The sequence below is a fragment of the Nonomuraea salmonea genome (assembly GCF_042428605.1).
GTDB lineage: Bacteria > Actinomycetota > Actinomycetes > Streptosporangiales > Streptosporangiaceae > Nonomuraea > Nonomuraea salmonea.
The window spans coordinates 194,398-213,387 of the sequence record NZ_JBHMCF010000034.1; the positions used below are offsets into that span (position 1 = coordinate 194,398).

Below are 18,990 nucleotides of genomic sequence, written 5' to 3' on the forward strand. Positions count from 1 at the left end.
CGCGTGGCCGCGGGTGGTGGCGCGTGCCGGGCGGTGGCGCGTGGCCGGGCGTGGTGGTCAGCAGACCTCGCGGTAGTCGGCCTCCGGGATGAGCCGGGCCCACTCCTCCCTGGTCAGCGAACCGCCCGCGCGCTCGCACACCGCCTGCGCCGTCAGCGCGGGATCGACGGGGAACTCGCGTACGGAGCCGTCCAGCGCCACGCCGCGCAGCCGGGTGCCGTCCTGGCTGAACGCCGGCCCCGCCGCCCACGACCCGGCCTGGCCGACCTCGCGCAGCGTCCTGACGTCCCACAGCGACGTACGGCCCGCGTCGATCGCCATCAGGCCGCCGTCCGGCGAGAACCGCACCTCGTCCACGGGGCCGCTGCCGGTCCTGATCGTGCCGATGGGGGCCCGCTCGTGCACGCCCCACAGCAGCACCCGGCCGCCCTCCAGCCCGAACGCCAGCCGGTCGCCGTCCGGCGAGAACGCCAGCGCCGTCGCCGCCGCGCCCCCGCTGGCCCTGGCCGCCAGGTCGAGCGGGGTCACCTGGCCGGTGCGCAGGTCGAGCAGGCGGGTGCCCGCGGCCAGCGTCATGCCGTCGGGGCTGAAGGCCAGCGCCAGGTCGCCGACGCCCTCGTACGCCTTGATCCGGCGGCCCGAGCGCACGTCCCACGTCTCCAGGAGCGTGCCGCGCGCCGTCGCCAGCGTGCCGCCGTCGGGGGAGAGCGCCACGGCCGGTACGTCGCCGCCCGCCTCGATCGACGTCACCTGCCGGCCGCTCGCCACCTCCCACACCGTCACCGGGTCGCCCGCCACGGCCAGCAGCCGGCCTGTCGCGTCGAACGCCAGGTCGCCGGCTGCGGCGATGCGGCCCAGCGTCCTGCGGCTCTCGGCGTCCGTCAGCTCGATCGCGTCGCCCACCTCCTTGGCCGCGACCCGCCCGTTGCCCGAGAACGCCGCCACCTGGCCCTCGCCAGCCGGGGCCGGCAGGCCGGAGACGTCGAGCGAGACGACCGAGCCGATGCCGCTCAGGTAACGCAGGGTGCGGCCGTCCGCCGAGAACGCCAGCCCCCGGCCAGGATCCTTGAGCGGGTACGAGCCGGCCAGGCGGCGCTCGGCCACGTTCCACACCCGCACCTCACCGTCGCCGGGCAGCGCCAGCAGGCGTCCGTCGGGACTGAACACCAGCGGCCCCGCCGCCGTGGCAGGCGTCACCTCCAGCCCGTCCACGATCTCCACTCCCCAGGCCCTCTCCGCCCCGGAGCCCGGATCCCCACTCTTCACCCGCACCCTCTTGGCCCGCACCGCCTGCGCCACCACCCGCGCCACTTCAGCCTTGATCCTGCGGGCAGAGCCGGCATCACGCCCGGCCCCCGGATCCGCCCCCGCACCCCCATCCCGCACCACCGCCGCCTCGGCGTCGCGCGCGGCCCTGACGTTGGGGGTGTTAGGGGTGCCGGGCGTGGCCTCGGCGTTGAGGGTGTTGGGGGTGCTGGGCGTGGCCTCGGCGTCGCTCCCGCTGTCGGCATCGCGCGTGGCCTTGGCGTCAGGGTTGCTGGGCGCGGCCGCGGCATCGCTCCCGCTCTCGGCGTTGCGCGCGGTCTTGGCGTTGGTGGTGTTGGTGGTGTTGGTGGTGTTGGGGGTGCTGGGCGTGGCCGCGGCATTGCGCCCGTCCTTGGCGGTGCGCGCCGCCTCGGCGTCGCTCGCGGTCTTGGCCTCGCGCTCACCCTTGGCCTTGTGCTCACCCTTGGTGTCGCGGGTCGCCTCGGCGTCGCGGGCGGAGTCGGCGTCGCGGGCGGAGTCCGTGTCGCGGGCGGCGTCCTGATCCGGCGCGCCCGCGTGGCCGTCCGGCGCTCCCTTGCCGCCGGGACCCGCCGTGGCGGTGCCCTTGGAGGCGGGGGTTTTGGAGGGGGTCGGGCCGGCCGTGGCTCGGGGGCCCGGGGTGCGGGACGGGGACACGGCCTGCGGACGACCGGTAGTGCCGGCGCGCGTCCCCGAGGCGGCCGGCTTGGGGGACGCGGCCTCGGCGCGCGACGGGAGGGCCGACGCGCGGGTGTGCGGTGCGAAGCCGAACGTCTCGGCCTGCCGGGAAGGACCCGATCCGGGTGTGGCAGGCGCCCCGGCCGTGCCCGGCGACGCAGGGGCGGCGGCCGTGCCGCGTGAGGCGGGGGCCCCGGCCGGGGCGGGTGATGTAGGGGCGGTGGTCGTTCCGGGGGCCTGGGCCGGGCCGGGGGACGTGGGGGCGGCTGCCACGCCCGGCAAGGGCGGTGAGCCGGTCGTGCCGGGGGACGTCGGGATTGCGGCGGTGAAGGGTTGGGCGGGGGAGGGGTCCGCGAGGGTCGAGGGGAGGGCGAGGAGGCCGGGGCCGGGGGAAGGAGGTGTGGTGGGGGTGGGGAGGCCGGGGTGGTGGGTGGCGAGGGTTTCCGGGGCGCCGGTGTGCCGGGCGCCGGCGCCCACCAGCGTGACGCCGTCGCGGCCCGCGACCGCGAGCGTGCCGCCGTCCGGGCTGAAGGCGAGGGCGGGGGCGGCGGCCACGGAGCCGGTGAGCGGCTCGACCTTCACCACCCCGGTACGCACCCGCCGCGGCGCCAGCTCCCACAGCTCGACCCGCCCGTCCAGCCCGGACAGCGCGGCCCTGTTGCCGTCGGGCGACAGCGCCACCTTGCGGTCGATGACGTCGAACAGCACCCGCGTCCCCTGGTAGACCCGCGTGCGGTTGCCCCGGCTGATCGTGAAGACCCCGTCGGCGGGCGCCTGCCCGGTCGCCACCTCGACGGGCCCTGAGGCGCCCTCGGCGAACCGCCCGTCGTCGCTCAGCCCGATGCTCCCCGGCGGCAGCGGGTACGACGCCACCTCCCGCCCGCCGGACACCTCGTACATGGTCACGGCCCCGGCGTCCCACCGGACCAGCTCGTCGCCGCGCAGCAGGTAGCGGGCCCGCCCGTCGGCCCCGGGGTCGGTGAAGACGCCCAGCTCGGGCTGTACGAGCGAGGACTGCAGGGCGGCCCGCGCCTCGAAGATCGGCGACATCCGCCAGGCGGCCACGCTGAGCCGCATCGCGGCCCGCGGATCGGTGGTGCGCAGCGCCTCGGCCCGCGCGGCGACGGCTCGCGCGCCGGCCTCGAGGAGGCGTCCGCGCAGGTCGTTCTGTCCCTGGACGGTCACCACCGTCATGGTGACGGCGACCGCGACCACGGCGGCGACGGCCGACAGGGCGGGCACGAGGAGCTTCCTGCGCTGCTTGGCGAGGGCCACGCTGTCGCTGATGAAGTCGCGTTCGAGCTGGCTGAGCCGGACGTGCCGGCGCTTGGCCGCGGCCCAGCCGAGCGCGGTGGCGAGCTCGTCGCCGCGCAGCAGGTGGCCGCGCCCGCGCCGGTGCTCCGACCACTGCCGGGCGGACTGGCGCAGGTGCCGGTGCACGGTCATGCCGTCGCGCTCGTCGGCCACCCAGCCGCGTAGCCGGGGCCAGGCGCGGTAGAGGGCGGCGCTGGCGGGGGCGACCTTGTCGTCGCTGACGGCGACGAGCTTGCCGATGGAGGTCTCGGCGGACGGTACGCGGATGCTGCGCCGTACGAGCAGGCCGGCCGCCATGAGCGGGGCGAGCACGTCGCCCTCGTCGTGCGGCCGGTCACCGTCGAGCAGCCGCAGCAGCAGCCCGGGCACCTCCTCCTGCTGGCGGGGGGTGAGCGACAGGTACGCCTGCTCGGCCGCCTCCCCGAGCGACGGCGTGCGCACGTACGCGTCGGGCGGGCGCAGCTCGGTCGCGCTCTCGATGAGCAGTTCGGCCGCGGCGGGCCGGTCGGCGGGGCTCTTGGCCAGCGCCCGCTCGACGAGCCCGGCCAGCGGCTCGGGCAGGCAGCTCAGGTCGGGGTCGACGGTCAGCAGCCGGTGCATGACGGCGCCGGGGCTGTCGCCGCCGAACGGGTCGTCGCCGGTGGCCGCGAACAGCACGACGGCGCCCCACGCGAAGACGTCGGCGGCGGCCCCGGCCTCCTGCCCGGTCAGCACCTCGGGCGCCTGGTACGGGCACGCGCCATCGGTCGTACGCGCGCCGGCCAGCCCCAGCTCGATGACCCGGGGGCCGTCGTCGGCCAGCAGCACGCACTCGGGGTTGAGCCCGGAGTGGGTCAGCCCGGCCGCGTGCAGCGACCGCAGCGCCGCGGCCAGGGCCGCGGCCAGCGCGACCAGCTCGTCACCTGAGTAGGGGCCGCCGTGCAGTCCCACGGCCTGGCGCAGGTCGGGCCCGCTGACGTATTCGCTGACGACGTAGGGGACGCCGGCGTCGGACCCGACGGCCACCACCCGCGCGAGATGGCGGCAGGTCACCTGCTCGTAGCGCTGACCGACCTCGCCCAGGGGCACGGTGACGGCGTAGCGGCGACCTTCGTCGTCGTAGGAGTCGTAGACGACACCGCGCCCGCCCGCGCCGAGCCTGGCGGCCAGCCAGTAGCCGCCAAGCCTCTCGGGGTCACCGGGCACCAAGCGCATCGTCACTGATGCTTAGATGCACGACACCGCCCATTGGTTGCCTCGAAGACGCCACAGGTCCCCCGCGCGCCTCGGGGGACCCATGCGTCATGATCATTATGCCAGGGTTCCCGTTCGCGCCTGCCACTCGGGCCGCAGGACGGCCATCACCACGGCGTCGTGCCATTCGCCCTCCCACAGCAGCGCGTCGCGCTCGACGCCCTCGGCGACGAACCCGGCCTTCTCGTAGACGTGCCTGGCCCGCTCGTTGAAAGCGTAGACCTCCAGCCGCACCCGGTGCAGCGGCGTGGTGCGGAAGACGTGGTCGAGCACCAGCTCGATGGCCTCGCTGCCGTAGCCCCTGCCGAAGGCGCGCGCGCCGACCAGCGCGATGCGCAGGTTGCAGGACAGGTTGTCGGTGTCGAGCTGGTTGATCACCACCTCGCCGACGAACGCGCCGTCCGCCGTGATCGCGAGGTCGAGCCGGTCGGAGTGGCCGGCGCGGGTGGCGTACCAGGTGCGCAGGCTCTCCAGGTCGGCGCGGGCGTGCGAGCCGGTGAGCCGGCGCACCTCCGGGTCGGACACCAGCTCGAACAGGCCCTCGGCGTGCTCGGGCCCGACCGGGCACAGCGTCACGCGCTCGCCACTCAGCGTGGGTTTCTCAGCGAACATCCTCGTTGGCTATCAGTCGCGATCATCGCCGGGCAAGCCCATTTTGCTCAGTACGGCGTCGCGCACCTGCTCGGGGGCCATCACGCCGACGTCGCAGACCAGGTCGGCCACCTCGCGGAAGTACCGCTCGCGGCGGGCCCGCATGGCGGCGGGGTCGTAGTCGGGGCGGTGGTCGCTGGTGTGCATGCGTTCGCGCAGCACCGCGTCGTCGGCATCCACCCAGACCACGAACGCCCGGCCCAGCGCCGCCCGCACCTCGGGGATCTCCAGCGTGCTGGCCGCCGCCGCGATCACCTTGGGCGGCCCGGCCAGCTCGTCCAGCACGTGCTGGGCCTCGTACCTGTGCAAGGTCTCCTTGCCCTCGCGGGCCGCGATCGGCGCGGAGGTGGCGCCGTGCTTGTCAAGGAGGTACTGGTCGCTGTCGGACAGCAGGAGCCCGAGCGCCTCGGCGATCAGCCGCCCTGAGGTCGACTTGCCCGAGCCCATGAGCCCGATCATTACGACGTGTTTGTTTTTCGACATGTGGATAGAGGTTCCTTCGTGTCAAGGAGGTAAATCTGATGACCATCGCCGGAAGCATCATCCTCATCATGCTCGGTGCGATCCTCACCTGGGCCGTCGAGTTCGACCTCGCCGGCCTCGACATCAACGTAGTGGGCGTCGTGCTCATGCTCGGTGGCCTGGTCGGGCTCGGGTTCGGTCTCTACCGGATCAGGGTCGCGCGGCGGGCGGTCGGGCCGATCGACGAGCCGGTGCACCGCCACGAGATCTACGAGGAGCCGCAGGCCCGTCGTACCACCGTGTACGAGGACCGCCGCCACTACGACGAACCGCCCCTCTGACCTCACCGCTGTAGGAGGTGAAGCGACATGCCAGGTGTCGAAGAGCTGCCGTCGACCGTCAAGCGTTCTCCCAAGAAGGCGCAGAACACGTGGATCAAGGCGCACGACTCGGCCGTCAAGGAGTACGGCGAGGGGCGCCGCGCCCACATGACGGCGTTCGCCGCGCTCAAGCACTCCTTCGAGAAGGTCGGCGACCACTGGGAGCCGAAGGACAAGAAGGGCCCTTCCGACAAGGGCGCGACCGATCGCTCCGGGCGTACGGCCGAGGGCGTGGACGCCAACGCCAGCAAGGAGCACCTGCAGAGCCTGGCCGCCAGGCTGGGCGTGCGCGGCCGGTCGAAGATGACCAAGCAGGAGCTCGTCACGGCCATCAAGAAGGCCAACAGGAAGGCCACGGCGAAGTCCCGCTGAGCGTCCCCCGCGCGAGCTTCCCGCCCCCGGGCCGGGCCCGTCAGACGAGAGGCCCGACCAGAGCCCGACGAAAGGGCCGACGAGAGGGCCGACGAGGAGCGGCGGTCACCCACCGCCGCGAATCGCCGGCCCTTTCGCATGTCCCCACTCGTCCCGTCCAGCCGCGTGCCAGGACAGCGAGCGGGGCGGGTGGTGACACCCGCCCCGGCCGCACTGCATGGAAGCCTCCCGAACCCGCAAGGCCGGCTCACAGCAGGCGCTTGACGGCGTCGGCGATGGCGTGGCGGTCGATGCCGGCGTCGGCGAGCTGCTCCTGCGGCGTCGCAGAGCCGGGCAGGCCGGTGACGGCCAGCTTGATGACGCGCGGCCCCAGCTCGCTCACCGCGTCCGTGACGGCGTCGCCCAGCCCGCCCTCGATCCGGTGGTCCTCGACCGTGATGAGGTTTCCCGTGGTGGTGGCCGCCTCGATGAGGGCGGCGGTGTCCACGGGCTTGATGGAGTACAGGTCGATGACGCCGACCGGGATGCCGGCCTCGCGCAGGTCGTCGGCCGCCGCGAGCGCCTCGTGCACGGTCACCCCGGCCGCCACGATCGTGGCCCGGTCGCCGGGTGAGTGCCGCAGCACGCGCGAGCCGCCCACGGGGAAGCGCTCGCCGGGCTGGTAGATCACCGGCGTGGCCCCGCGCGTCGTGCGCAGGTAGGACACGCCGTCCAGGTCGGCCATCTCGGCCAGCAGGGCCGCCGTCTGGTTGGCGTCGCAGGGGTAGAGCACGGTGCTGCCGTGCACGGTGCGCAGCATGGCGAGGTCCTCCAGGCCCATCTGCGACGGCCCGTCCTCGCCGATCGCCACCCCGGCGTGCGAGCCGACGAGCCGGATGGACGACCCGCTCACCCCGGCCATCCTGATGAAGTCGTGCGCCCTGGTCAGGAACGCCGCGAAGGTGGCCGCGTACGGCTTCCACCCGCGCACCTGCAGCCCGATGGCGGCGGCGACGAGCTGCTGCTCGGCGATGTACATCTCGAAGAAGCGCTCGGGGAACGCCTCGGCGAACGTCTCGGTCTTGGTGGAGTCGGCGACCTCGCCGTCCAGCGCCACCACGTCGCCCCTGGCCGCGCCGAGCGCCGCCAGCGCCTCCCCGTACGCGGCCCGCGTCGCGACCTGCTCGCCCACCGGCCACACGGGCGGCTCCAGCTCGCCCGCGTCGAAGCGGAACGGCTCCGCCGCCGTGTCCGCCCCCGTGTCCGGCGCGTGCACCTCGACGCGCACGTCCCGCACGCCGCCCAGCTCCGCCACGGCCTTGTCCGGGTCCTTCAGAGCCTTGCCGTGGGCGCCCTCGCGGTTCTCGACCTCCAGCACGCCCTCGCCCTTGCGGGTCTTGGCGAGGATCACGGTCGGCCGGCGCCGGGTGTTGGAGGCGTCGGTGAACGCGAAGTCGATCTGCCCGGGATCGTGGCCGTCGATCTCGATCGTGTGCCAGCCGAACGCGCCGAACCTGCGGGCGTACGCGCCGGTGTCCCAGCCGTGCCGGGTGGGCCCGCGCTGGCCGAGGCGGTTGACGTCCACGATGACCGTCAGGTTCGCGAGGCCCTCGCTGCCCGCGTGCTCGGCGGCCTCCCAGATGGAGCCCTCGGCCAGCTCGCTGTCGCCGCACAGGACCCACACCCGGTACGGCAGGCGCTCCAGCCGCGCGGCCATCGCCACGCCGACGCCGACGGGCAGGCCCTGGCCGAGCGAGCCGGTGGCGACGTCCACCCAGGGCAGGCGCGGGGTCGGATGCCCCTCCAGGCGGCTGTCCCGCTTGCGGAACGTCAGCAGCTCCTCGTCGGTGATCGCGCCGGCGGCCTTGTAGAGGGAGTAGAGCAGGGGAGAGGCGTGTCCCTTGGAGAAGATCAGGTGGTCGTTGGCCGGGTTGTCCGGCCGGTCGAAGTCGTAGCGCAGGTGACAGGCGAACAGCACGGCCATCAGGTCGGCGGCCGACATCGACGAGGTGGGGTGGCCGGAGCCGGCCGCGGCGGCGGCGCGTACGGAGTCGACGCGCAGTTGCGCCGCGAGCCCGGCCAGATACTGAAGATCGCGCTCAGGCACGGTGGAGCCTCCTCGTAGACGGTGTTTCCGCCCCGTCTACCCGGGCGGGAGCGCTTAAGTCGGCTCCCGCCCCGAGCGCTCTAGAGCCGTCCCGCCCGGCGCAGCGCCGCGTACGCGGCCGCCGCCGCGCCACCGCCGGCCAGCGCGAGGAGCACGGGCCCGCGGCGCTGGGCGAGCCAGAGCTGGGGGCTGCGCTTGTGCGAGCGGCGGTCGAACGTGCCGTGCGCGCCGTAGTCGGTGTCCTCGTCGGCGGGCTCCCACAGGTTGGACACGCCGCTGGGCGTCTCCTCCTCGGTCTGCTGCGACTCGACGCCGGTCCGCGCGAGGTAGCGGTCCACCAGGGCGGGCGCGACCTTCTGCGCGAGGAGGGTGGCGACCGTGCTGGTGCCGACCCAGTACTCCTTGCGTTCGGGGTGCTCGGCCGCGTACACGATGGCCCGCGCGGCCACCTCGGGCTGGTAGATCGGGGGTACGGGCTGGGGGTGCTTGCGCAGCTTGGACAGCACCCACTGGAACTGCGGCGTGTTGAGCGCCGGCAGCTGCACCAGAGTGATCTTGACCTCGCTGCCGTCGGCCATCAGCTCGGTGCGCACCGACTCGGTGAAGCCCTTGATGGCGTGCTTCGCGCCGCAGTAGGCCGACTGCAGGGGGATGCCGCGGTGCGCCAGGGCCGAGCCGGCCTGGACGATCGCGCCGGCGTTGCGCGGGCGCATCAGGTCGAGCGCCACCTTGGTGCCCCAGACGTAGCCGAGGTACGTCACGGCGGTGGTGCGTTCGAACTCCTCCGGGGAGATGTCGGCGAATTTCGCGAAAACGGAGGAGAAAGCGGTGTTGATCCAGATGTTGATCGGGCCGAGCTCCTTCTCGATCCGCTCGGCCGCCTGCCGTACCTGCTCGTAGTCCGCCACGTCGGCCTCGTAGACCTGGGCCGTGCCGCCCTCGGTGCCGACGTCCACGGCCGCCGCGCCCAGCCCGGTGGTGCCACGGGCGATCAGGGCCACCTTGGCTCCCTGAGCGCCCAGCTCGCGGACGACCGCCCGCCCCACCCCGCCGCTCGCGCCCGTCACCACGACAACTCGTCCTCGAAGTGGTGCCATGTCAGGATCAGCCCGCCTCTCCGTCGTGTCCGGCACGTTGCTTCTGCCGGCGTACGGCCACCAGCAGGTCGATCACCGCGACCACCGCGAGCACGATCGCGATGACGGCCAGCACCCACGCCCGCGTCATGATCCCCAGCACCGTGAACGCGAAAAGGAACACCAGCATGAAGGACACCACTCTGATGTGCACCACGTCGCGGGGGGTCGAGGGCACCATGGCGTGACCTCTGCTGTCCCGTTCCTCGTGCCACTCTCCGTTGTCAGACATGCGGCTCACCTGCCCGTGCTGTTTGTCGCCTAACGTCGGGGGTAGCCGCACCGCGTGCCCGAGACAGCTCCCCCCACGCAGCCGCCCGACGCCGAAGCCCTGGCGGCGGCGTTCGCCGGCGGGCCTGACGTCGAGCTGCGCCCGAGCGACCAGAACGAGCCGGGCTTCACCCGGCGCAGGTGCGGCCGCGGGTTCCGCTATCTCGACTGCGACGGGCGGCCGGTGCGCGACCCCGAGGTGCTCGCCCGCATCAAGACGCTGGCCATCCCGCCGGCCTGGCAGGACGTGTGGATCTGCGCCTCGCCCGACGGGCACCTGCAGGCCGTGGGCACCGACGCGGCGGGGCGGCGGCAGTACCGCTACCACGACGTGTGGCGCGAGCAGCAGGACCGCGCGAAGTTCGACCGGGTGCTGGAGGTGGCCGAGCGGCTGCCGGCGTTCAGGAAGATCGTGGACGAGCAGCTCCAGGGGCGCGGGCTGACCAGGCAGCGGGTGCTGGCCGCCGCCGCCCGCCTGCTCGACATCGGCTTCTTCCGCATCGGCGGCGAGAGCTACGACACCTACGGCCTGGCCACGCTCAGGATGGAGCACGTCACCTGCTCGCGCGGCATCGTCGTCTGCGCCTACCAGGCCAAGGGCGACATCCTGCGCGAGGTCGAGGTGGCCGACCCCGGCGCGTGCAAGGTGCTGCGCTCGCTGAAGGCGCTGCGGGTGGAGGGCGAGCTGCTGCGCTACCGGCGCGCGGACGGCTGGGGCGACATCAAGAGCGAGGACATCAACGAGTACCTGCGCGAGACCATCGGGTACGAGGTCACCGCCAAGGACTTCCGCACCTGGCACGCCACCGTGCTGGCGGCGGTGGGGCTGGCGGTGTCGCGGCCGGCCGGGCGCGAGGGGGTCACGCGCAAGAAGCGGGCCGTCACGCGGGTGATGCGCGAGGTGTCCGAGTACCTGGGCAACACACCGACCGTGGCCAGGGCGTCGTACGTGGACCCGCGGGTGATCGAGGCGTACGAGCAGGACAGGACGATCGGCGCGGCACTGACCGAGCTGGGCGCGGACGTCGACTTCGGCCAGCTCGCCACGGCAGGCCCGGTGGAACGGGCGGTCATCGACCTGATTCGTACTGTTTGAGCGATTGACGCTCGGGCATGCGGCGACAGAGAAGGAGGACGAGCGATGGAAGCTCCGCAGTACGTCGCGGCCCGTGTCCAGCAGGCGCTGGCCGAGGACGGTCGTACGACTGAGCTGGGAATTCGCGTCGACATCCGAGGCGACCAGCTCTTCCTGCGCGGTCAGGTGAGCGGGTGCGAGCAGCGCGACCGGCTCGGGCAGGTGGCCCACGAGGTCGCGCCCGACCTGCACCTGCACAACGAGATCAACGTCGTCGATGCCGGCGAGCCGGGGGAGGATGAGCGTCTTGACTGACCTGCGCATAGCCGCGGTGGGTGACATCCACCTGGGCGAGGACGTCAGAGGCCAGTACAGGAAGCGGCTGCACGACATCGAGGACCGCGCCGACGTGTTCATGCTCGCGGGCGACCTGACCAGGCACGGCACCCTGGAGGAAGGGCGGATCGTGGCCGATGAGCTGCGCGACCTGCCCATCCCGACGGTCGCGGTGCTCGGCAACCACGACTACCACTCCGACCTGGAGCGCGAGATCGCCGACGAGCTGCGCGACGCGGGCGTCATCGTGCTCGACGACGACGGCGTGGTGCTGCAGTGCGGCGACACGAAGCTGGGCGTCGTCGGCGGCAAGGGGTTCGGCGGCGGGTTCGCGGGCAAGTGCGCCAGCGAGTTCGGCGAGCGCGAGATCAAGAACTTCGTCTCCCATACCCGCCACATCGCCGAGTCGTGGAAGATGGCGCTCAAGGAGATGACCGCCGACTACCGCGTCGTGCTCTCCCACTACTCGCCGATCAAGGAGACGCTGGAGGGCGAGCCGCCGGAGATCTACCCGTTCCTCGGCAGCTACCTGCTGGCAGAGGCCGTCGACACGGCCGGCGCCGACCTCGTCCTGCACGGTCACGCGCACAAGGGCAGCGAGAAGGGCATGACGCCGGGCGGCATCCGGGTGCGCAACGTGGCGCTGCCGGTGCTCGGCCGGGCCTACTGCGTCTACTGCGTCAGTTGCGAGGAAGCGCACGCATAGCCCGAAAAGAAAAACGCTCCCCGTCGGCGGGGAGCGTTTTTCTTTTCGTGGGTGGCGGACAGGGAACCGGAGAAACGGTTCCCCTAGACATTGAAGATGCTGACCCCGCCGGGCCCGACCAGGAATCCGAGAACGATGAGCACGATACCCCAGAGGATGTCGCGCCGGGCCAGGAGCACGTAGATCCCGGCGATGACGAGAATGACGGCGATGATCCAGAGCAATGTAGCCATGGGTCTGCTACTGCCCTGGCCGGGCGCTCATTAACATTTTTCCTCCGCGGCGCGGCGCAGGGAAAATCATGGCGTCACTCGGCGGTCTTCATCAGTTTCGCGTACGCGAACTGCAGCCAGTCCGAGATGGCGACGGCGGTCATGGTCGCGCCCACCAGCCGGGTCGCCCGAGGCGCCAGCACGAGGCCGGCCGCGTAGCCGGTGGCCACCCACTGCGCGAGGCAGAACGGGCAGGCCAGCAGCTCGCCGATCGCGCCGCGCGGCTTCTCCTGCACCTCCGAGGGGCCGCCCTGACCCTCGTACTGGGTGAACGGGGCGCGCAGCGGGCTCGTGACGGGGTCCTTCGCCAGCCGCCTGGACACCTTGTGCGTGCAGGCCGCCATGAGCAGGATGTCCAGCACCCCGACCTGCTCGGGCACCCGCCGCCCCGCGAGCGCCACCGCGGCCGCGGCCACGCCGACCGTCCCGCCGTACGCGGCGAGCAGCCCGGCGTAGCGCGCAAGCGGTCGATCGTGCCCGTTCGCGTAGGTCCGTTCGGTCTTTTCCAGGATGTCGCTCATGGCTCATCGGGCTACCCTGACGGCCCTATTTTCAACGCCTACTTGACGATCGTTTGGGTAGCCGATCGGCATGAGCAGCCACGGCCACGCGGTCACCGACGCGATCCTCGACACGCTCAAGCGAGCCAGCACGGGGCTGAAGGACGCCGGAGTGAAGTTCGCGCTGGCCGGCGGCTGTGCCGCGTACGCGCGCGGCGCCGCGCCCTCGCTCCACGACGTGGACTTCGTGCTCACCGAGCACGACGTGCCCGCCGCGCTGGAGGCGCTGCGCGGCATCGGTTTCCAGACCGCCAAGCCGCCGGAGGACTGGCTCGTCAAGGCGTACGACGAGGGCCGGCTGGTCGACCTGATCTTCCGGGTCTCCGACATGGCGATCACCGACGAGCTGCTCGACCGGGCCGAGCCGCTGAAGGCGTCGGCGGTGATCGTCCCCGTGCTGCAGGCCACCGACCTGGTGATCTCGTGGTTGCTGCCGCTGTCGGAGCACGCCTGCGACTACGGCGCGCTGCTGGCGCAGGTGCGCGCGCTGCGCGAGCAGGTGGACTGGCCGCGGGTGGCCGCCGTCACGGCGACCTCGCCGTACGCGACCACGTTCATCACCCTGCTGGAACGCCTGGGCGTGCTCGACGGGCCCGTGGTGCCGTCGGGCGACCCCACCTGGCCCTAGAACATCAGCCCCTGCGGGTCGCGGCCGTCACGCGCTTGAGGATGCGGTCCCACTCGGTGCCGAACGGGTTGTCCTGCACGAGGTAGGTCCACGTCGCCGTCGGCCGCTTCAGATCGGGCTCGGGCGCCTCGAACGAGGCCAGCGAGCGCTTCTCCACCTCGGCCATCAGCGCTTTGTACTCGGCCACGGCCTCGCGGTGGAACTCGTCGATCGGGCTCATCCGGCCCAGCGCCCGCAGGTGGATCCCCTCGCGCAGGTCGGTCAGGAACGCCAGGTGCTCGGTCCAGCACTGGTCGATGGCGTGCAGCACGATCTGCCGCGCCGTCTCGTCGCGGGTGTCCTCGGGCAGCTCGGCCCACCGCTCGGGGTCGGCCTCGGCCAGCGCCTTGGCGGCGGCGTCGCCGTGGAGCACCTTGTCGCGCCACTCCAGAATGAGCTCGCGCTGGTGCTCCAGCAGCCGCGTGAAGCGCCACGTGTTGCGGTGGATCTCCAGGTTGACGCCCTCGGCGACGCGCTGCGCGTGACCCACGAGGTACGCCCCGCGCCGGTGCCTGACGATGCCGTCGGGGTCGGCGGCCGGCGGCCGCTCGTCGGGCACGAACTGGGTGATCAGGTCGTCCTTCATGCTGACGAAGAACACCGAGCCGCCGGGGTCGCCCTGACGCCCGGCCCGCCCGCGCAGCTGGTCGTCCAGCCGGCTGCTGGCGTGGCGGCCGGAGCCGATGACGTAGAGGCCGCCCAGCTCCGCGACGTCGTCGCCGAGCCTGATGTCGGTGCCGCGCCCGGCCATCTGGGTGGAGACGGTGATCGCGCCGCGCTCGCCGGCCCGCGCGATGATCGCCGCCTCCTCCGCGTCGTTCTTGGCGTTGAGGACGACCGGCTCAAGCCCGCGCCGCTGCAGCAGCTTGGCGAGGTTCTCCGACTCGGCGACGTCGAGCGTGCCGATGAGGATCGGCCGGCCGGTCTCGTGGACCGCCTGGATCTCCTCGACCAGCGCCGCGTCCTTGTCGGGCACCGTCGGGTAGATGCGGTCGGGCTCGTCGACCCGCACGCACGGCCGGTTGGGCGGAATGACCGCGACCTTCAGCCCGTAGAACTCGCCGAGCTGCTCGCTGACCGCCACCGCCGTGCCCGTCATGCCGCAGATCTGCGGATAACGCCGGATCAGCCCCTGGACGGTGATCGAGTCGAGGATCTCGCCCTTCTCGCTCGGCGGCAGCGCCTCCTTGGCCTCGACCGCCGCCTGCAGCCCGTCGGGCCAGCGCTGCAGCAGCGCCACCCGGCCGCGCGAGGGGTTGATGAGCTGCACCTTGCCGTCGCGCACGATGTAGTCGACGTCGCGGGTCAGCAGCGCGTGGGCGTGCAGCGCCAGGTTGAGCTCGATCAGCGAGCCGGGCTCGTGCTCGTCGTAGAGGTCGACGCCGAGGATGTTCTCGACGCTGTCGGCGCCCTTGGGCGTCAGATAGACGTTGCGGGCCTGCTCGTCGATCTCGTAGTGGTAGCCGCGGACGAGCTGCCTGACCAGCGCCGCCATCTCCGGCACCGCGTTGCCCACCTCGGACGCCCCGGCCATCACCAGCGGCACCCTGGCCTCGTCGACCAGCACGGAGTCCGCCTCGTCGATCAGCGCCACCTCGGGCGCGGGCACGATCAGCTCGCTCGCGTCGGTGCGCAACCGGTCGCGCAGCACGTCGAAGCCGATCTCGCTGACCGGCCCGTACGTGACGTCCTTCGCGTACGCCTCGCGCCGCTCCTCGAACGTGGAGTTCTGGTCGATCCAGCCCACGCTCACGCCCAGCGCCTCGTAGAACGGGCCCATCCACTCGGCGTCGCGCCGGGCGAGATAGTCGTTGACGGAGATCACGTGGACGTGCTTGCCCTGCAAGGCGTAACCCGCCGCGGCCATCGCTCCCGACAGGGTCTTGCCCTCACCGGTGGCCATCTCGGCCACCTTGCCGTCGAGCAACGCCAGCGTGCCGAGCAACTGCACGTCATAGGGGCGCAGGCCGAGCGTGCGGTCGGCGGCCTCGCGGGCCACCGCGCAGAACTCCGCGAGGTCGCTCATGAGGTCGCTCTTGTCGGGCGCCGGCAACTCGTCGAGACCGCGCACCCGGTCGGCCCGCGACTCGGCCGCCTTGACGATCTTCTGGTAGGGCGCGAGGGGGACGCCTCCCGGTCGGTCCAGGAGGTTCCTCAGTATTCCCTTGAACGAGGCCACAGTTCCTCCAACGCGCGCCACGCCGACACCGTTCCCCCTGCCGCTGTGGGGGAACGGAGCGACGATCCGGCAAGCGCCGCCGTACCGGACCTTAACTCATCCGGCCGCCTGCGCCGTCACATCACGCCGCATCGGCTCGTGCGGCGAGCACGGCCACCGCGGCGAGCAGCAGCACGCACCCCGCCCAGGCCAAGGGGGTGAGCCGCTCGCCGAACAGCGCCACCCCCAGCAGCGCCGCGCCGACCGCCTCGCCGAGCGAGATGATCGACACGGTGGTGGCGCGCAGGGCGGTCAGCGCACGGAAGAACAGCCCGTACGCGAGCGCCGTCGGCACCGCGCCCAGATACACGAGCAGCGTCGCCGACGTCCAGCTCACCTCGGGCAGCACGCCCTCGGCCAGCGCGAACGGCGCCAGGCACAGCGCGGCCACGACGAACCCGCCGATCGCCGCCGCCTCGGGACCGCCGTCGTCGCGGTGCCGCCTGGACACGAGGGTCACCCCGGCGTACCCGGCGGCGGAGGCCAGCGCGAGCAGCACCCCGAGCACCGGGGTGCCCGCTCCCTGGGTGCCCGCTCCCTGGGTGTTCAGGACCGACTCGCCGGTGAGCAGGACGAGGCCGGCCAGCGCCGCCGCCAGGGCGAGTAGCGCCGTACGGCCGAGGCGCTCCTTGAGCAGGAAGCGGCTGCCCAGCGCGGTGAAGATCGGGGTGGCGCCCATCGTCACCACGGTCGCCACCGCGACGCCGGAGTGGGCGATGGCGGCGAAGTAGGCGGTCTGGTAGACGGCCATCCCGGCGCCGACCACCAGCGTGCGGCCCGTGAGCGTGGGGCGGCCCGCCGGGCGGATGAGCAGGACGAGGAAGGTGGCGCCGATCACATACCGCCACAGGGACACGCCGACGGGGCCCAGCCCGCCGGTCTGGAAGAGCAGCGACCCGGCGGCGCCGCCGGTGCCCCAGGCGGTCGCGGCCACGGACACGTAAAGGGCGCCCCGCCGGGCGGAGACATGCGTCATCTGAAGGGTTCTCCGGAGGTGAAGGTCGATCATGGCCCGGTGTGCGGGCAGCGACCACCCCCGGATCAGTGTGACCCGGCGAGCTTCAGAGGATGCCGCCCGCTAGCGGGCGGGGGGCGGAGAACAGATGAAGCGCCGATGCATGCGCCCCACGATAGCCGGTCAGGGGTGGGGCTTGCGGGCGACGCCGCCCAGCAGGAGCTCCTCCCAGGGGGCGAGGGGGCCGGGGAGGCGCTCGTCGGGGTGCCATTCGGGGAAGTGCACGACCCCGGGCTCGACCGGCACCAGGCCGTCGAAGAAGCGGGTGATGGCGGCGCGGTCGCGGAAGTGGCCGGTGCCCATGGTGGCCTGGAGCATCACCTCCAGCGCCTTGGCCTTGGGGTTGCCGGAGGCGAGGAACCCCGAGGCGGCCAGGTGACCGCCGGGCGGGAGCGCGGCGACGTACCTGCGGACGACGCCGTGCGGGTCCTCGTGGTCGGCGAGCAGGTGCAGCACGCCGATGACGAGGACGGCGGTGGGCTGGGACAGGTCGATGAGGCGGCGCAGCGCGGGGTGCCCGAGCACGGCGTCCACGTCGCGCAGGTCGGCGGTGATGGCGTCGGCGTTCGCGTTGCCGCCGAGAATGGCCTTGGCGTGCGGCTCGACCATGGGGTCGTTGTCGACGTAGACGACCCGGCAGGTGGGGTCGGCGAACTGGGCGACCTCGTGGGTGTTCTCGACCGTGGGCAGCCCGGCGCCGAGGTCGATGATCTGCCGGATGCCGGCCTCACGGACGAGGTAGTCGACGACCCGGCCGACGAAGGCCCGGTCGCACCACACCAGGTTCACCACCTCGGGCACGACGTCCTTGAGCTTGCGGGCGACGGCGCGGTCGGAGGCGAAGTTCTCGGTGCCGCCGAGCAGGGCGTCGTGGACGCGGGCGACCGTGGGCCGCTCCGGGTCGACGCCGGGCGGGGCCCACTCGTGTTCGCCGAGACTCATCCGGCCCCCTCTCGCCGTTCAGCGACGCCGCTTCGGTGACGCGGATCGTATCCGGCCCCGGGATCTCCGCGCCCGCCCTGACAACGGGTTGTCGGCAGAGTCGACTCACCCCGTGGGGCTGCCGGCCGGGACCGCGGCGTGCGCCGGAGGCTCCCGCTTGGACAGCAGCCGCTTGAGCACGGGCGCGAGCGGCCGTTCCACGAACCGGTGCACCGCGTACGCGGCCACCAGCATGACCACGATCATCCCGGCGAGCAGCACGTACTTGTTGAACGCCCCTTCGAGCCTGGCGAACAGGATGAACCCGACGTGCGCGTGCAGCAGGTACAGCGGATAGGTCAGCGCCCCCGCCGTCACCAGCCACGGCCGGGCGAGCGCTCTGGTCACCCGCAGCGCGATGAACGTCATCACGAGGAAGATGAGCACGACGACGGCGGTGATGACGACCGGCGAGTACGTGACGTGATACCGCTCGCCGACGGCCTCGGCGTACCCGATGGCCCGGTAGACGGCGTTGCCCAGGCAGATGGGCACCAGCAGCGCGATCTGCCAGTCGAGCCCGAACCGGTAGAGCATGAACAGCGCCATGCCGGCGATGAAGTAGTGCGAGAACTCCGACTGGACGACCAGGTCGGCGATGCCCGGCAGCACGCCCAGCTCGACGAGGAACGTCAAGGCGAGCCACCCCCACAGCCCGGCCATGATCCGCCCCCGGGTGATCCCGATCACGGTGGCGATCAGCATGAGGATGTAGAAGCGCATCTCGGCCCAGAGGGTCCAGTAGACGACGTCCACGTTCTCGATGTTCGGCACCGACTGGAACATCGTCAGGTTGGCCAGCACCTGCGGCACCGACACCTGGAACAGGCCCCACCCGAGCAGCACGGTGACGGTCGCCGTGACCGCGATGCCCACCCAATAGGCCGGGTAGAGCCGCACCACCCGCGAGACCACGAACTGCCGTGGCGTCCTTCCCCACGCGCTCATCAGCACGACGAACCCGCTGATCAAGAAGAACAGGTCGACGCCGAGGTAGCCGTACTTGGCCCAGGCGCTCTCGGTGACGAACGTCACAGTGGTCTTGCCGCCTGCCCAGCCGGAGAACACGTAGTGGAACAGCACGACGCACAACGCCGCAAGCAGCCGGAGCCCGTCGATCTCGTAGAGCCGTTCTGGCCTGGTACGCACGGCGTCTCCTTTCTGATGGGGGAAGGGTGGCGGCATCAGCTTGCGGAATGGTTAAAGGACAGCAAAGGCATTCTTACGGGTTTACACGAGTACCGACCGGTAGTTAGCGCGTTGCCCGACAAGAGGGATGTTGCGGGTAGCGCGT

General features: G+C 72.3%; 18 protein-coding genes. 6 read left to right on the plus strand and 12 right to left on the minus strand.

Features of this window, described 5'->3' with window-relative positions; translation table 11 throughout:
• Nucleotides 1-57: 57 nt before the first annotated feature.
• From ACFFR3_RS28675 to ACFFR3_RS28685, 3 genes are all read right to left on the minus strand, one after another.
• Nucleotides 58-4,470, minus strand: coding sequence for a protein kinase family protein (locus ACFFR3_RS28675; protein WP_379484152.1), 4,413 nt, complete (start codon nt 4,468-4,470; stop codon nt 58-60).
• 96 nt (nt 4,471-4,566) lie between these two features.
• Nucleotides 4,567-5,121 (minus strand): GNAT family N-acetyltransferase, encoded by a 555-nt coding sequence (locus ACFFR3_RS28680; RefSeq protein ID WP_364369935.1) that lies wholly within the window; start codon nt 5,119-5,121, stop codon nt 4,567-4,569.
• Nucleotides 5,122-5,133: 12 nt separating this feature from the next.
• Complete coding sequence (locus tag ACFFR3_RS28685) at nt 5,134-5,643, minus strand: shikimate kinase (protein WP_364369938.1); 510 nt, start codon at nt 5,641-5,643, stop codon at nt 5,134-5,136.
• 38 nt (nt 5,644-5,681) lie between these two features.
• Between ACFFR3_RS28685 and ACFFR3_RS28690 the strand changes: the two genes are divergently transcribed.
• Together ACFFR3_RS28690 and ACFFR3_RS28695 are read left to right on the plus strand one after the other, a co-directional pair.
• On the plus strand, nt 5,682-5,963 hold the full coding sequence (locus ACFFR3_RS28690) for a hypothetical protein (RefSeq protein WP_345388977.1): 282 nt from the start codon (nt 5,682-5,684) through the stop codon (nt 5,961-5,963).
• Nucleotides 5,964-5,990: 27 nt separating this feature from the next.
• Nucleotides 5,991-6,374 carry a ChaB family protein gene (locus ACFFR3_RS28695; RefSeq protein ID WP_345388975.1) on the plus strand — a complete coding sequence of 128 codons (384 nt, stop codon included), beginning with the start codon at nt 5,991-5,993 and terminating at the stop codon, nt 6,372-6,374.
• 247 nt (nt 6,375-6,621) lie between these two features.
• Here the strand turns inward: ACFFR3_RS28695 and ACFFR3_RS28700 are convergent, their stop codons facing one another.
• The 3 genes from ACFFR3_RS28700 to ACFFR3_RS28710 all read right to left on the minus strand — a co-directional run bounded on the left by ACFFR3_RS28700 (nt 6,622) and on the right by ACFFR3_RS28710 (nt 9,828).
• Nucleotides 6,622-8,460, minus strand: coding sequence for a transketolase (locus ACFFR3_RS28700; protein WP_364369941.1), 1,839 nt, complete (start codon nt 8,458-8,460; stop codon nt 6,622-6,624).
• Nucleotides 8,461-8,540: 80 nt separating this feature from the next.
• The gene (locus tag ACFFR3_RS28705) at nt 8,541-9,557 is read right to left on the minus strand and encodes an SDR family oxidoreductase (RefSeq protein WP_364369944.1); all 1,017 of its coding nucleotides are present in this window, start codon (nt 9,555-9,557) and stop codon (nt 8,541-8,543) included.
• A gap of 7 nt (nt 9,558-9,564) precedes the next feature.
• Entirely contained in the window at nt 9,565-9,828 is a 264-nt protein-coding gene (locus tag ACFFR3_RS28710; RefSeq protein WP_345388969.1) for a hypothetical protein, read from the minus strand.
• A gap of 54 nt (nt 9,829-9,882) precedes the next feature.
• Between ACFFR3_RS28710 and ACFFR3_RS28715 the strand changes: the two genes are divergently transcribed.
• From ACFFR3_RS28715 to ACFFR3_RS28725, 3 genes are read left to right on the plus strand one after another with little or no spacing between them, the layout of a single operon-like run.
• Complete coding sequence (locus ACFFR3_RS28715) at nt 9,883-10,962, plus strand: DNA topoisomerase IB (RefSeq protein WP_379484153.1); 1,080 nt, start codon at nt 9,883-9,885, stop codon at nt 10,960-10,962.
• A gap of 45 nt (nt 10,963-11,007) precedes the next feature.
• Nucleotides 11,008-11,256: a BON domain-containing protein gene (locus tag ACFFR3_RS28720; protein WP_345388963.1), complete on the plus strand. Its 249-nt coding sequence runs from the start codon at nt 11,008-11,010 to the stop codon at nt 11,254-11,256.
• Nucleotides 11,240-11,983, plus strand: coding sequence for a metallophosphoesterase family protein (locus tag ACFFR3_RS28725; protein ID WP_379484154.1), 744 nt, complete (start codon nt 11,240-11,242; stop codon nt 11,981-11,983). Before ACFFR3_RS28720 ends, ACFFR3_RS28725 begins: the two co-directional genes overlap by 17 nt.
• An 83-nt stretch (nt 11,984-12,066) precedes the next feature.
• Here ACFFR3_RS28725 and ACFFR3_RS28730 read toward each other — a convergent pair whose 3' ends face one another.
• On the minus strand, nt 12,067-12,216 hold the full coding sequence (locus ACFFR3_RS28730; protein WP_345388959.1) for a GPGG-motif small membrane protein: 150 nt from the start codon (nt 12,214-12,216) through the stop codon (nt 12,067-12,069).
• A gap of 74 nt (nt 12,217-12,290) precedes the next feature.
• Nucleotides 12,291-12,776, minus strand: coding sequence for a DUF1360 domain-containing protein (locus tag ACFFR3_RS28735; RefSeq protein WP_345388957.1), 486 nt, complete (start codon nt 12,774-12,776; stop codon nt 12,291-12,293).
• 70 nt (nt 12,777-12,846) lie between these two features.
• On the opposite strand from ACFFR3_RS28735, the gene ACFFR3_RS28740 reads away from it, so the two are divergent.
• A complete protein-coding gene (locus ACFFR3_RS28740; RefSeq protein ID WP_345388955.1) occupies nt 12,847-13,443 on the plus strand; it encodes a nucleotidyltransferase in 597 nt (198 codons plus the stop codon).
• 4 nt (nt 13,444-13,447) lie between these two features.
• Here the strand turns inward: ACFFR3_RS28740 and secA2 are convergent, their stop codons facing one another.
• The 4 genes from secA2 to ACFFR3_RS28760 all read right to left on the minus strand — a co-directional run bounded on the left by secA2 (nt 13,448) and on the right by ACFFR3_RS28760 (nt 18,845).
• Nucleotides 13,448-15,661: an accessory Sec system translocase SecA2 gene (secA2, locus tag ACFFR3_RS28745; RefSeq protein WP_345388953.1), complete on the minus strand. Its 2,214-nt coding sequence runs from the start codon at nt 15,659-15,661 to the stop codon at nt 13,448-13,450.
• A 121-nt stretch (nt 15,662-15,782) separates the two neighbouring features.
• Entirely contained in the window at nt 15,783-16,676 is an 894-nt protein-coding gene (locus tag ACFFR3_RS28750) for a DMT family transporter (protein WP_345388951.1), read from the minus strand.
• Between the two features lie 162 nt (nt 16,677-16,838).
• Complete coding sequence (locus tag ACFFR3_RS28755) at nt 16,839-17,657, minus strand: SAM-dependent methyltransferase (protein WP_364369956.1); 819 nt, start codon at nt 17,655-17,657, stop codon at nt 16,839-16,841.
• Nucleotides 17,658-17,762: 105 nt separating this feature from the next.
• Complete coding sequence (locus ACFFR3_RS28760) at nt 17,763-18,845, minus strand: acyltransferase family protein (protein WP_364369959.1); 1,083 nt, start codon at nt 18,843-18,845, stop codon at nt 17,763-17,765.
• Nucleotides 18,846-18,990 lie beyond the last annotated feature (145 nt).